Source organism: Streptomyces sp. NBC_00647 (genome assembly GCF_045207245.1).
Lineage (GTDB): Bacteria > Actinomycetota > Actinomycetes > Streptomycetales > Streptomycetaceae > Streptomyces.
The window spans coordinates 3239223-3252728 of record NZ_CP109040.1 but is presented as its reverse complement, the minus strand read 5'-3'; the positions used below and the strand labels follow the sequence as shown (position 1 = coordinate 3252728).

The following is a 13506-nucleotide window of genomic DNA, read 5'->3' as shown; positions in this document are numbered from 1 at the left end:
GCGATGGCGGAACACACCAGTTCGAGCATCACGATCGAGGCGGCACCGGCTGACGTCATGGCGGTGATCGCCGACTTCGCCCGCTACCCGGACTGGACGGGTGAGGTGAAGGAGGCGGAGGTGCTCGGTACGGACGAGCGGGGCCGCGCCGAACAGGTCCGCCTCGTCATGGACGCCGGCGCCATCAAGGACGACCAGACCCTCGGTTACACCTGGACCGGCGACCACGAGGTCTCCTGGACCCTGGTCAAGTCCCAGATGCTCCGCTCCCTGGACGGCTCCTACATCCTCAGGGCCGCGGGCAGCGGCACCGAGGTCACCTACCGGCTGACCGTCGACGTCAAGATCCCGATGCTCGGCATGATCAAGCGCAAGGCCGAGAAGGTCATCATCGACCGAGCGCTGGCGGGCCTGAAGAAGCGCGTCGAGGAGACGGTCTAGCCACCCACGGGCGCCCGCCCCCACCCCTGGGCGGCCGCGCCTCACCCTGGCGAGCCCCGGAAGGCACGCCGCCGGAGCCCCAACCTTCTCCCGCCCCCTCCGCCCCTGCCCGTCCCACCCCTGGGGCTCCGCCCCAGACCCCGCTCCTCAAACGCCGGAGGGGCTGAATCTTCGCCACGTACGACCCGCACCCGTCCACGCACGGGAGGGGACGTGCCGGTACATCACATGCCCGCAGGCCGGACGGATCACCACCCGCGCCCACTTCGCAACGCCGCTGGGATCCGTTCGGATGCGGGCGGATGTACCGGCGCGCCCCGACCCCCCCGGACCGGAACCCGAGAACCGCCGAGGCCATCGCACCGGTAGCGTTCACCCCCATGCGCACCATCCTGATCACCGGCCAAGGCGGCACCGGCCGTACCACCGTCGCCGCGGCCACCGCGCTGAAGGCGGCCCGCGAGGGCACCCGCACCCTGCTGCTCACCGCCGACCGCACCGACACCCTCGGTGCCGTCCTCGGCGTCCCCACCGGCCCGAACCCCGTCGAGGCCGTCCCCGGTCTGACGGCCTGGCGCCCCGACGCCGCCGCCCGCTTCCGCGACGACCTCACCGCCTTCCAGCGTCGCGCCACCACCGCCCTCGACCTCCTCGGCGCCTCCCGACTGGACGCCGAGGAAGTCACCCCGCTCCCCGGCGCCGAGGAACTGGCCCTGCTGCGCGCCCTGCGCGACGCCGCGCTGTCGGAGAGGTACGGCCTGCTCGTCGTGGACCTCCCCCCGGCCCCCCAGGCCCTCGCTCTCCTCGCCCTGCCCGAGGAACTCCGCCGCTACCTGCGCCGCCTGCTCCCGCCGGAACGCCAGGCGGCCCGCGCCCTGCGCCCCGTCCTCGGGCGGCTCGCGGGCGTGCCCATGCCCTCCGAGTGGCTGTACGAGACGGCGGCGCGCTGGGACCTCGAGCTGGCCGCCGTCCAGGCCGTGGTCGAGGACCGCGCCACGACCGTACGGCTGGTCGCCGAGCCGGGACCGGCCGGCGCCGACGCCGTCCGCACCGCCGCCACCGCCCTCGCCCTGCGCGGCCTGCCCGTCGACGGCCTGGTCGCCAGCCGGGTGCTGCCCGGCGCCACCAACGACGCCTGGCTGGCGGCCCTCGCGGCCCAGCAGCGCAAGGCGCTGGACGAGTGGCAGGAGACGTACGACCTGCACGAGGTCCCGCACCGCGGCCACGACCCGCGCGGCACCGACGACCTCGCCGCGCTTCCCGTGCCCGGCGTCAACACCCCGCCCACCCCTGTCGAGTGGCCCGTCACCGACCACCTCGCCGACGACGGCGTGCTCGTCTGGCACATTCCGCTGCCCGGCGCGATACGCGACGAACTCGACCTCATCCGGCGCGGAGACGAACTCGTCGTCACCGTCGGCCAGTTCCGCAGGATCGTCCCGCTTCCCTCGGCGCTGCGCCGCTGCACGGTGGCGGGCGCGGCACTGCGCGAGGGCGAGCTGCGTATCCGCTTCGCACCCGATCCCGGGCTGTGGCCGCGCGAGAAGTGACCGCATCGCGACAAGGGGCGCCGGAGACGGTGAACGGGGTACCCCCGTTCGGGTAACGTCGAAGGCACGAAAACGCTAGGCAGGAGTCCGCCATGAGCGAAGAGCGCCCCACATCCGACGCCGCTCAGGAGGAGACGGCCGACGAGGTGCGTGTCGAAGAGGTGCACGCCACCGACGACGACGCGTGGGCCACGGCCTGTGCCGAGGACCTCGCGCAGGAGAAGGCCCGCCGCCGCGCCCAGCACGGCCCGCCTCCTGGCTCGGCCGCCGAGGAACTGCGCAAGCTCGTCGACGCCGTCGCCGAAAAACTCTCCGGGCTCCAGTCCCCGCTGTTCGGCGCGGTCGCCTCCGGCACCGCCCAGCAGATGGTCAGCCAGGTCGTGCAGCAGGCCAAGGCCGCCGTCGAACCGGTGATGGAGCGCAACCCGGAGGTCTTCGACCACCTCGCGGCCGCGGGCTCCGAACTGCTCGCGGCCTACCGCTCGGCCGTCGAGAACCAGGAGCGCCGCTGGACCACCCGGGGCACAGGATCCCCCGACGGGGAATCCGGTCCGGGCGAACACATCGACTTGGACTAATCGCCCCTCGGGTACGGTTGGCCGTAGCGGGGCTCGACCGAAACTGAGGGATTCATGGGACTCACCATCGGCGTCGATATCGGCGGCACGAAGATCGCGGCCGGTGTGGTCGACGAGGAAGGCAACATCCTCTCGACGCACAAGGTGCCGACCCCGACCACGCCGCAGGCGATCGTGGACGCCATCGCCTCGGCCGTGGAGGGCGCGCGTGCCGGTCACGACATCGTGGGCGTCGGCATCGGTGCCGCCGGATACGTGAACCGCCAGCGCTCGACGGTCTACTTCGCGCCGAACATCGACTGGCGGAACGAGCCGCTCAAGGCCGAGGTCGAGCAGCGCGTGAGCCTGCCGGTCGTCGTGGAGAACGACGCGAACGCGGCCGCCTGGGGCGAGTACAAGTTCGGCGCGGGCAAGGGCCACCGCAACGTCATCTGCATCACCCTGGGCACGGGCCTCGGCGGCGGCATCATCATCGGCAACAAGCTGCGCCGCGGCCACTTCGGCGTGGCCGCGGAGTTCGGCCACATCCGGATGGTGCCGGACGGTCTGCTGTGCGGCTGCGGCTCGCAGGGATGCTGGGAGCAGTACGCCTCCGGGCGCGCTCTCGTCCGCTACGCCAAGCAGCGGGCCAACGCGACCCCGGAAGCCGCGGAGGTCCTGCTGGGCCTCGGTGACGGCACTCCCGATGGCATCGAGGGCAAGCACATCTCCATGGCCGCCCGCCAGGGCGACCACGTCGCGGTGGACTCCTACCGCGAGCTGGCCCGCTGGGCCGGCGCGGGTCTGGCCGACCTCGCCTCGCTCTTCGACCCGTCCGCCTTCATCGTCGGCGGCGGTCTCTCGGACGAGGGCGAACTGGTCCTCGACCCGATCCGCAAGTCGTACAAGCGCTGGCTGGTCGGCGGCAACTGGCGCCCGGTCGCCGATGTGATCGCCGCCCAGCTGGGCAACAAGGCGGGTCTCGTCGGAGCGGCGGACCTGGCCCGCGAGCCCGACCCGATCATGTAGCGCACGCAGACCCTGTCGCACGGCAGCGCCCGCCGCACCCCACGGGACGGCGGGCGCCGCCGTGTCCGGCCTCACCCGATCGAGTGGCCGACGGAGCCACGAGACGCATGGCGCCACGCGCTCGGGGGTGTCCGCATCCAGGCGCAGGGACGGAACCGGCCGCGCCTGGGCACGGGGTACGCGGGCGACGCGAGGGGACGCCCGACAACGGTGGGCGTGACGCATCCGGAGTCGGAGCGGCCCTTCGCCCCTTCCGGAGGGCCCTCGGCGCGTATCTTGATCGCCATGCCGACCAGCCCTTCCGCCAGTCCGCTGCCCGCGTCCCGTACCGAATCCGACGGTTCGGCCGTGATCCGCGTGCTCAGCTACAACATCCGCTCGATGCGCGACGACACCGCCGCGCTCGCCCGCGTGATCAGCGCCTGCGCACCGGACCTCGTCCTGGTCCAGGAGGCGCCGCGCTTCTTCCGCTGGCGCAAGAAGCTCGCGCGTCTCGCGGCCGCCTCCGGCCAGGTCGTCCTGTCCGGAGGTGCCACCGCCTCCGGCCCGGCCCTGCTGTGCACCCTGCGGGCCACCGTGGAACGCACCGAGGACGTGCTGCTCCCGCTCACCCCCGGTCGGCACCGACGCGGCTTCGCCACGGCGGTCGTCCGGTTCGGCGGCGCCCGGCTCGGTGTGCTGAGCTGCCATCTGTCGCTCCACAAGGACGAGCGGTACGAGCAGAGCGGCATGCTCCTCGACCGGCTCGCCGGTCTCGGCACCCCGTACGCCGTCGCGGGCGGTGACCTCAACGAGCGCCCGGCCGGCCCCTCGTTCCGGCGCCTCGCGGGCACGCTCCAGGACGGCTGGGCGACCCGTCCCTGGGGCACGGAGCACACCTGGACGCGTACGGGGCCCGAGCGGCGCATCGACGCGATCTTCGCCACGCCCGGTATCGAGGTCCTCGGCTGCGGGGTGCCGCTCGGCCTTCCCGGCATCACCGGAACAGACCTGAGGGCGGCCACGGACCATCTGCCCGTACTCGCCGCCCTCAAAGTGCCCGCGTCCTAGGGCGTGTCCCGGCGCGCCCGGTCGGAGCCCCGTCAGACCACCGCGCCGCGCCCCGGATCGTCGAGGTCCTCGTCGTCGCCCTGCATGCGCATCACCAGCGTGGCGAACCCGCCGAGGAAGCCGCCGATGCCGAGCGTGGTGAGCCACCAGGTCATGTCCCAGCCGAGCAGCACGGCCAGCAGCAGCAGGGCGGGGCCGCCGAGCACGCCGAGCCAGGCGAACTTGGCGGTCGTGTCCGCGGCCGGCAGCGGAGGCGGCTCCGGCGGTACGAAGTGGCCCTCGTCGTCCTCGTCGAAGTCGTCCTCGGCCGGCTCGGGCGCCCGGTAGTCACGCGGTCCGCCGACGCCCGGCGCGAAGGCGATCGAGCTGCCGAGGGGCTTGGCGGTGGGGGGCTGGTCGCCGGAGGCGGCCTCCGGCTCGGACGCGGCTCCCGGAGCCGATGCGTCGGCCGCCTCGTCCGTACCGTCCTCGGCACCCTTGGTTCCCTTGGCGCTCTTGGCACCGGCCTCGGGCCCCGCGGCGGTCACCGTCCCGGGCTCCGGGAGCGCCAGGTCCTCCACCGACCTGAACGGCTTCGAGCCGGGCGGGTCCGGCGGCTCCTCGCCGTAGCTCTCGACGATCGACCGCCAGGCGGCGTCCTCGTCGAAGGGCACGCTCTGCTCCTCGCCGAGCGACTCCCCGCGGGCATCACCGAGCGACTCGCCGAGCGGCGGGTCGGCGAGGGAATCCCCGCGCCCCTCGCCCAGAGCCCCGTCGAGCGGCTCGCCGACAGGTACGCCCTTCTCCTCGGAATCGCCGCGGTCCGCGTCGTGCTCAGCCACCGGCTGCCGTCCCTTCCTGCCGACCCACCTGACCCGCGTCGGCCTCCTTGCCGGCACCGGGCGCGAGCCGGGTGACGAAGGAGTAGCTCTCCTCGAAGACACGGTCCGCGTCGTGGTCCAACGTCGCGACGTGGTAGCTCTGTTCCAGCACGATCTCCGTCACGTCCGTGGACGACACCCGGCCGAGGACGCGCGCCGAGTCGGCGGGGGAGACCACATGGTCCTGGAGGCTGTGCAGCAGCAGGAGCGGCTGGGTGACCTGCGGCAGCTCCGCGTCCACGACCGCGCACAGCTTTCGCATCGAGTGCGCGGCGTGCAGGGGCACCCGGTCGTAGCCGATCTCCTCCGAGCCCTCCTTCGCGATGTCGCTCGCGATGCCCTTCGTCGAGGGAACGAGGTGCCGGAGCACCGGCAGGGCGTGCGCGGCGAGGCCGTGCACCTTGTTCAGCGGGTTCACCACCACGACGCCGCTGATCTCGTCGCCGTGCTTGGCCGCGAGCCGCAGGGCCAGCGCGGCGCCCATGGAGAGCCCGAAGACGAAGACCCGGGAGCAGCTCTCGCGCAGGGCACGCAGCTCGCGGTCCAGCTCCGCGTACCAGTCCTGCCAGCCGGTGAGCTGCATGTCCTCCCAGCGGGTGCCGTGTCCCGGCAGCAGGGGCAGCGCGACGGTGAGACCGCGCTCGGCGAGGTACTCCGCCCAGGGGCGAAGCGACTGCGGGGTGCCGGTGAAACCGTGGCAGAGAAGGACACCGACCTCTCCGCCCTCGTGGCGGAACGGCTCGGCTCCAGGAAGGACCGGCACCTCGGTCTCCTGTTCATGAGAAGGGCGGGAACGACTCCAGGTGTGCTTCACCGTACGCGACCGTACTGACACCGACCAGGGTCGTCGGGTCCTTTGGCGGTGCTCCGGGTTAAGGTCTGATCTACGACACAGGAGGCACTCGGGTGATCTACGGCGCAATGAAGTTTTCCATCGGAGGGCCACTGAAGCTCGCCTTCAGACCCTGGGTGGAAGGCCTCGAGAACATCCCCGCCGAGGGCCCGGCCATTCTGGCGAGCAATCACCTGTCGTTCTCGGACTCGTTCTTCCTGCCCGCGGTCCTCGACCGCAAGGTGACCTTCATCGCGAAGGCCGAGTACTTCACGACACCCGGTATCAAGGGGCGGATGACCGCCGCCTTCTTCAAGGGGGTCGGCCAGCTCCCGGTGGACCGTTCCGGCGCGCGCGGCGCGGGCGAGGCGGCCATCAAGAGCGGCATCGACGTGATCGAGCGCGGTGAGCTGTTCGGCATCTACCCGGAGGGCACGCGCTCGCCCGACGGCCGTCTCTACCGGGGCAAGCCCGGTGGCCTCGCGCGCGTGGCCCTCGCCACCGGCGCGCCCGTGATCCCCGTCGCGATGATCGACACGGAGAAGATCCAGCCGCCGGGCAAGGTGATGCCCAAGCTGATGCGCCCGGGCATCCGCATCGGCAAGCCGCTGGACTTCAGCCGCTACAGCGGGATGGAGCACGACCGGTTCGTACTCCGAGCGGTGACCGACGAGGTCATGTACGAGATCATGAAGCTCTCGGGCCAGGAGTACGTCGACATGTACGCGACGGCCGCCAAGCGGCAGATCGCGGACGCGGCCAAGGCCGAGAAGGACGCGGAGAAGGCGGCGAAGGCGGCACTCGCGCAGGCCGAGAAGCAGGCGGCCAAGGAGCAGGCCGAGAAGCAGGCGGCCGAACAGGCGGAGAAGCAGGCGGCAGAGAAGCACGTGGCCGAGGAGCAGGCGGCCGAGGAGCCGGCGGGGAAGCAGGCCGAGCAGGGGACCGCCGGGGAAGCCGAACCGACCGACAGGCAACGGTCCGGCTCCTAGGAGCGTCCGTCAGGACGTCGGCAGTGTGGGGTGGGGGGCATGGCCAAGCGCGAGAGAGTCATGAGGATGTCGGTCGAGCAGCCGCTGTGGCGTGCGCTGACCGGGTACCGGGTGCTGACGGTGCTGTACGCGATCGGGCTCTTCGCCACCGCGTACGACAAGTTCACCCGCCCGTGGGTGGCCATCGCGTTCTTCGCGTTCCTGCTCGTCTGGACGCTGGCCACGCTCCCGAAGGTCGCCGGCGCGGCGAACTGCACGAAGCGGTTCCTCGCCGCGGACCTCACCGTCGCCCTGGTCGGCATCATGCTCACCCGGGTCGCCGACTCCGGCGCGCGCATCGAGTCGGGCGGCCCGACGCTGCCGTCGATATGGACGGCGGGTGCCGTTCTCGCCTTCGCGATCAAGGGCGGCTGGCGGTGGGCGGCCTTCGCCTCCACACTCGTCGCCGCGGCCAACATCATCGAGCGCGGCGCCCCGACCCGCGACACCGTGCACAACGTGATCCTCGTCTGGGTCGCGTCCATCGCCATCGGCTATGTCGTCGAGGTCGCCCGCGCCTCCGAGCGCACCCTCGCCCGCGCCCTGGAGATCGAGGCCGCCACCCGCGAACGCGAGCGTCTCGCCCGTGACATCCACGACGGCGTGCTCCAGGTCCTCGCCATGGTGCAGCGGCGCGGCAGCGCGCTCGGCGGCGAGGCGGCCGAGCTGGGCCGGATGGCCGGTGAGCAGGAGGTCGCGCTGCGCACGCTGGTGTCGGGCGGCCTGGTGCCCGTCTCCCGTGTGTCGGAGGACGCCGCGCTCGGCGCGGTCGTACGGGCCGTCGACGAACCCGACGACGAGGACCCCGCGGGCACGGACGCCGTCGACCTGCGCGCCCTGCTCGCCCCGTACGCCACCGCGCGCGTGACCTTCTCCGAGCCCGGCGCGCCGGTGCCGCTCACCCCGGCCGCCGCGCGGGAGCTGGCCGCGGCCGTCGGTGCCGCCCTGGACAATGTGCGCAAGCACGTGGGCGCGGACGCCCGTGCCTGGATCCTGGTCGAGGACGAACCGGACGCGGTGATCGTGACGGTGCGCGACGACGGCCCCGGCATCCCGGAGGGGCGGCTGGCCCAGGCCGAGGGCGAGGGGCGGCTCGGAGTGGCGCTGTCGATCCGCGGCAGGCTGCGCGAGCTGGGCGGCGCGGCCGAGCTGATCTCGATCCCGGGGCAGGGCACCGAGGTCGAGCTGAAGGTACCGAAGGACGCACGGGGGAAGGCGAAGACACGATGACGAAGGCGACGGTAGGGCGATGACGGGCGGGACGACGGCACCGGAGCGCCGGGCGGGGGAGGACCCCATCAAGGTCATGTTGGTGGACGACCACCCCATGTGGCGTGACGCCGTGGCCCGTGACCTGGCCGCGGCCGGGTTCGACGTGGTCGCCACCGCGGGCGACGGCGAGCAGGCGGTGCGGCGCGCCCTGGCGGTGGCGCCCGACGTGCTCGTCCTCGATCTGAACCTGCCCGCCAAGCCCGGTGTCCAGGTCTGCAAGGAGCTGGTCGGCGCCAATCCGGCCCTGCGTGTTCTGGTCCTGTCGGCCAGCGGTGAGCACGCCGACGTGCTGGAGGCGGTGAAGTCCGGCGCGACCGGCTACCTGCTGAAGTCGGCGTCCGCGGAGGAGCTGACCGACGCGGTGCGCCGTACGGCCGTCGGCGACCCGGTGTTCACACCGGGCCTCGCGGGCCTGGTCCTCGGCGAGTACCGCCGGCTGGCCTCGGAGCCGGTCACCGCCACGGGCGGCGACGAGCCGAGGGCCCCGCAGCTGACCGACCGTGAGACCGAGGTGCTCCGCCTGGTCGCCAAGGGGCTGAGCTACAAGCAGATCGCCGAGCGCCTGGTCATCTCCCACCGCACGGTCCAGAACCATGTGCAGAACACCCTGGGCAAGCTCCAGTTGCACAACCGTGTCGAGCTCGTCCGCTATGCCATCGAGCGCGGCCTGGACGAGGCCTGACCCGCCCGGTACGGCCCTTCGGGTGATCTGTCTTGATCAACTGCCGGACAATTCACCGGAATAGACCTTCCGCACCATGCCGAAGTGACCTGGATCACTACTAGCGTGAGTCCGACAGCCAACCATGGCGAAGGGACTTTCCATGCGGGTCGGAGTACTGACCGGAGGCGGCGACTGCCCCGGGCTCAACGCCGTCATCCGGGGCATCGTCCGCAAGGGCGTGCAGGAGTACGGCTATGACTTCGTCGGCTACCGGGACGGCTGGCGGGGGCCGCTCGAAGGCGACACCGTCCGGCTCGACATCCCCGCCGTGCGCGGGATCCTGCCACGCGGCGGCACCATCCTCGGATCCTCGCGCACCAACCCCCTCAAGCACGAGAACGGCATCCGCCGGATCAAGGAGAACCTCGCCAAGCAGGAGGTCGACGCGCTCATCGCGATCGGCGGCGAGGACACCCTGGGAGTCGCCGCGCGCCTCGGCGACGAGTACGGCATCCACGTCATCGGCGTACCGAAGACCATCGACAACGACCTCTCCGCCACCGACTACACCTTCGGATTCGACACGGCGGTCAACATCGCGACCGAGGCCATCGACCGCCTCCACACCACCGCCGAATCGCACATGCGCGTCCTCGTCTGCGAGGTGATGGGCCGCCACGCGGGCTGGATCGCCATCCACTCGGGCCTCGCCGGCGGCGCGAACGTCATCCTCATCCCCGAGCAGCGCTTCGACGTCGAGCAGGTCTGCGCCTGGGTGACCTCGCGCTTCAAGGCGTCGTACGCGCCGATCGTGGTCGTCGCCGAGGGCGCCATGCCCAAGGACGGCGACATGGTCCTCAAGGACGGCACGCTGGACTCCTTCGGACATGTCCGGCTCTCCGGAGTCGGCGAGTGGCTGGCCAAGGAGATCGAGCGGCGCACCGGCAAGGAGGCCCGCACCACGGTCCTCGGGCACGTCCAGCGCGGCGGGACGCCCAGCGCCTTCGACCGCTGGCTCGCCACCCGCTTCGGCCTGCACGCCATCGAGGCCGTCCGGGACGGCGACTTCGGGAAGATGGTGGCCCTGCGCGGCACGGACATCGTCCGCGTTCCGATCGCGGAGGCCACCGCCAAGCTGAAGACCGTCGACCCGAAGCTCTACGAGGAGGTCGGCGTCTTCTTCGGCTGACGGCGGCGCGTCCGCGATCTGCGGAGCCCCTGCGACCTGGGGGTACGGGCCGTATATTCGGCCCGTACCCTCCAGAACGGGAGAAGCCGGTGGAGATCGTGGCGTTCGGCGTCCAGTCCGACGAGAAGCCCCTGATGGAGAAGGCCTTCGCGGGACGCCATGAGGTCCGCTGCCTCGACGTCTTCCTCACCGAGGACACCGCTCCCATCGCGGCCGGCTACGAGGCCGTCTCCACCAGCGTCAACTGCGGCCTGGGACACCGTGTCCTGCAGACCCTGGCGGCCGGCGGCACGCAGCTCGTCGCCCAGCGCTCCACCGGGTTCAACAACATCGACCTCGAGGTCGCCGAGCGCCTCGGCATGACGGTCGCCCGGGTCTCGTACTACTCGCCCTACTCGGTCGCCGAGTTCGCCTGGACCCTCGGCATGGCCGTCAACCGCCGGATCGTGCGCGCCGCCAACCGCACCCGCGACTTCGACTTCCGCCTCGACGGACTGATGGGCCGTGACCTGCACGGCCGCACCGCGGGCGTCATCGGCACCGGGAAGATCGGCGAGGCCTTCACCCGGATCGCGCACGGCTTCGGCATGAACCTGCTCGGCTGGGACATCGCCGAGAACCCCGCCTGCGCCGCACTCGGCATGAAGTACGTCTCCAAGGAGCGCCTTCTCGCCGAGTCCGACCTCGTCACCCTGCACGTCCCGCTGATGCCGGGGACCCAGCACCTCATCGACGCCGACGCGCTGCGGACGATGAAGGACGACGCGATCCTGGTGAACTCCAGCCGCGGTGGCCTGATCGACAGCCAGGCCCTCGTCGCCCAGCTGCGCGAGGGCCGCTTCACGGGTGTAGGCCTCGACGTGTACGAGGCGGAGGCCGGGCTGTTCTTCCTCGACAAGTCCCTCGAGACCGTCGAGGACGACACCCTGGCCCGCCTGGTCACCTTCCCGAACGTCCTGGTCACCTCGCACCAGGCGTACTACACCGGTGACGCCGTCGGCCAGATCGTCGAGGCCACGGTCAAGAACGTCCTCGACTACACCGAGGGCCGCCGCTCGGAGAACGTGCTGGTGCCCCGCAGCTGACCGGTCAACTCCCGCACGACCGCCGTACCGTTCAGCGTCAGCACCGACTCCGGGTGGAACTGCACACCCGCGAACCCGGGACCGCGCAGCGCGTGCACCTCGCCGTTCGCGCCGCGGCTGACCTCGACGCCGTGCGCCGACAGCTCCACCAGCGCGTCGTCGTCGCAGCGCGCCACGAAGCTGTTGTAGAAACCGACGGTCTCCGCCCGCCCGAAGAGGTCGATGCGGGTCTGCGCGCCCTGGTACGGCACGTCCTTGCGGACGATCTCCAGTCCCAGCTCGGCCGCGATCAGCTCGTGGCCGAGGCAGACACCGAGCACGCCGTGCGGGTGTTCCCGGATCACCTCGGCGGTGAGCGCCCGCAGGAAGCGCATCTTGGGGTCCGCCGGATCGGAGGGGTCACCGGGACCGGGGCCGAGGACCACCGGCCCCTCGTGCGCGCGGACCGCGTCCCGCAGCCCGGGCTCGTCGTAGCGGCGCACCGTCACCGCGAGCCCGGACGACCGCAGCAGGTGCGCCAGCATCGCGGTGAAGGTGTCCTCGGCGTCCACGATCAGCGCGTGGCCCTCGAGTTCCCGGGAGCGCTCCTGCATCCGCAGCCAGAACGGCGCCAGCGAGGCCCGCCGGCCGTCCAGCGACGCCCGCACCCGGGGATCGTCGCCCAAACTCGGCCGTACGCCCTCCGGACGCGGCCTGCCGGGGCGCACTCCCAGCGCGGCCAGCACACCCGCCGCCTTGGCGTGCGTCTCGGCGACCTCGCCCACCGGGTCCGATCCCCGTACGAGGGTGGCGCCGACCGGCACCCGCAGCCGTCCGCCCGCGTCGATGTCGGCGGTACGGATGAGGATCGGGGAGTCGAGCGTCTGCCCGGCCGTTCCCTCCGGGCCGTCCCCCGGGTGCCGCCCGACCAGCGCGAGCGCGCCCGCGTAGTAGCCGCGCCCGCCGACCTCGTGGCGTTCGATGACCCGGCAGGCGTTCTGCACGGGCGAGCCGGTGACGGTCGCCGCGAACATCGTCTCCCGCAGCACCTCCCGCACGTCCAGCGAGGAGCGGCCCCGCAACTCGTACTCGGTGTGCGCGAGATGGGCCATCTCCTTGAGGCGCGGTCCGATCACCACGCCGCCCATGTCACCGACCGTGCACATCATCTTGAGCTCCTCGTCGACGACCATCGAGAGCTCCTCGATCTCCTTGCCGTCCGAGAGGAACGCGAGCAGATCCTCGGGCGTCGGGCCTCCGTCCGGGTAGCGGTAGGTCCCGCTGATCGGGTTCATCACGACGGTCCCGGCGGACATCCGCACATGCACCTCAGGGCTCGCCCCGACCAGCGTCCGCTCCCCGGTGTGCACGACGAACGTCCAGTACGCGCCCCGCTCACCGGTGAGGAGCCGGCGGAACAGCGCCAGGGCGTCGGCCCGTCCGAACCCCGGGATCCGTCCCTCGTACGTCCGCCGGATCACGAAGTTCGCACCCTCGCCGCGCCCGATCTCCTCCCGGAGCACGCGTTCCACGATCCCGGAGTACTCCTCGTCGTCGACGTCGAAGCCGCCGTCCTCGACCCGCACGTCGTGCGCCGGCAACTGCGCCAGCGCCTGCGCGAGCGGCAGTTCGTGACGCTCCTCGGGGGTGAGCACGGCGAGCGGGGTTCCGTCGTCGCGGACGTCGAAACCGCGCTCCCGGATCTGCCGGAACGGGATCAGCGCGAGGCCCTCGTCGGGGATGTCGGCGAGGTGCTCCACCTCGCGTACCGGCCCCAGCAGCAGCTCCACCACGTCGTGGTCGCGGCCCGGAGTGCGGCGGCGCAGCAGGGCGAAGGGGCGTGGGTCGTCCAGCAGGTCGAGCAGATTCATCGGTGCGGTCCTTCTCTCGAATGATGCATCTCGGAGAGGAACGACCCGGGTCCGCAAACACCGAAGGCCGCCCCTCGGGCGGCCTTCGCGAAGTCGTGC

The 13506-nt window shown here is 71.9% G+C and carries 13 protein-coding genes; 10 read left to right on the top strand and 3 right to left on the bottom strand.

The window, feature by feature from the left end; translation table 11 throughout:
- Nucleotides 1-3: 3 nt before the first annotated feature.
- The 5 genes from OG788_RS14365 (at nucleotide 4) to OG788_RS14345 (ending at nucleotide 4627) form a co-directional block, all read left to right on the top strand.
- On the top strand, nucleotides 4-441 hold the full coding sequence (locus tag OG788_RS14365; RefSeq protein WP_351539970.1) for an SRPBCC family protein: 438 nt from the start codon (nucleotides 4-6) through the stop codon (nucleotides 439-441).
- A gap of 380 nt (nucleotides 442-821) precedes the next feature.
- Nucleotides 822-1991, top strand: a complete 1170-nt coding sequence (locus OG788_RS14360; protein WP_406371150.1) for an ArsA family ATPase — start codon at nucleotides 822-824, stop codon at nucleotides 1989-1991.
- Nucleotides 1992-2083: 92 nt separating this feature from the next.
- Nucleotides 2084-2569 carry a DUF5304 domain-containing protein gene (locus tag OG788_RS14355; protein WP_406371148.1) on the top strand — a complete coding sequence of 162 codons (486 nt, stop codon included), beginning with the start codon at nucleotides 2084-2086 and terminating at the stop codon, nucleotides 2567-2569.
- 54 nt (nucleotides 2570-2623) lie between these two features.
- Entirely contained in the window at nucleotides 2624-3577 is a 954-nt protein-coding gene (locus OG788_RS14350) for an ROK family glucokinase (protein WP_356758845.1), read from the top strand.
- A 285-nt stretch (nucleotides 3578-3862) separates the two neighbouring features.
- Nucleotides 3863-4627, top strand: a complete 765-nt coding sequence (locus OG788_RS14345; RefSeq protein WP_351539982.1) for an endonuclease/exonuclease/phosphatase family protein — start codon at nucleotides 3863-3865, stop codon at nucleotides 4625-4627.
- Nucleotides 4628-4659: 32 nt separating this feature from the next.
- Here the strand turns inward: OG788_RS14345 and OG788_RS14340 are convergent, their stop codons facing one another.
- Together OG788_RS14340 and OG788_RS14335 are read right to left on the bottom strand one after the other, a co-directional pair.
- Nucleotides 4660-5448 (bottom strand): hypothetical protein, encoded by a 789-nt coding sequence (locus tag OG788_RS14340; RefSeq protein WP_406371147.1) that lies wholly within the window; start codon nucleotides 5446-5448, stop codon nucleotides 4660-4662.
- Nucleotides 5441-6250, bottom strand: coding sequence for an alpha/beta fold hydrolase (locus tag OG788_RS14335; RefSeq protein WP_356758840.1), 810 nt, complete (start codon nucleotides 6248-6250; stop codon nucleotides 5441-5443). Before OG788_RS14335 ends, OG788_RS14340 begins: the two co-directional genes overlap by 8 nt.
- A 158-nt stretch (nucleotides 6251-6408) precedes the next feature.
- On the opposite strand from OG788_RS14335, the gene OG788_RS14330 reads away from it, so the two are divergent.
- From OG788_RS14330 to OG788_RS14310, 5 genes are all read left to right on the top strand, one after another.
- On the top strand, nucleotides 6409-7308 hold the full coding sequence (locus tag OG788_RS14330; protein WP_406371145.1) for a lysophospholipid acyltransferase family protein: 900 nt from the start codon (nucleotides 6409-6411) through the stop codon (nucleotides 7306-7308).
- A 39-nt stretch (nucleotides 7309-7347) separates the two neighbouring features.
- Nucleotides 7348-8577: a MacS family sensor histidine kinase gene (macS, locus tag OG788_RS14325; RefSeq protein ID WP_351539994.1), complete on the top strand. Its 1230-nt coding sequence runs from the start codon at nucleotides 7348-7350 to the stop codon at nucleotides 8575-8577.
- A gap of 76 nt (nucleotides 8578-8653) precedes the next feature.
- The gene (locus OG788_RS14320) at nucleotides 8654-9301 is read left to right on the top strand and encodes a response regulator (RefSeq protein ID WP_406376746.1); all 648 of its coding nucleotides are present in this window, start codon (nucleotides 8654-8656) and stop codon (nucleotides 9299-9301) included.
- A 142-nt stretch (nucleotides 9302-9443) separates the two neighbouring features.
- Nucleotides 9444-10472, top strand: a complete 1029-nt coding sequence (locus tag OG788_RS14315) for a 6-phosphofructokinase (RefSeq protein WP_351539999.1) — start codon at nucleotides 9444-9446, stop codon at nucleotides 10470-10472.
- Between the two features lie 89 nt (nucleotides 10473-10561).
- Nucleotides 10562-11557 carry a 2-hydroxyacid dehydrogenase gene (locus OG788_RS14310; RefSeq protein ID WP_406371143.1) on the top strand — a complete coding sequence of 332 codons (996 nt, stop codon included), beginning with the start codon at nucleotides 10562-10564 and terminating at the stop codon, nucleotides 11555-11557.
- On the opposite strand, the gene OG788_RS14305 is transcribed toward OG788_RS14310, so the two are convergent.
- Nucleotides 11509-13407 carry an anthranilate synthase family protein gene (locus OG788_RS14305; protein ID WP_406371141.1) on the bottom strand — a complete coding sequence of 633 codons (1899 nt, stop codon included), beginning with the start codon at nucleotides 13405-13407 and terminating at the stop codon, nucleotides 11509-11511. The two genes, OG788_RS14310 and OG788_RS14305, sit on opposite strands and share 49 nt — an antisense overlap.
- Nucleotides 13408-13506 lie beyond the last annotated feature (99 nt).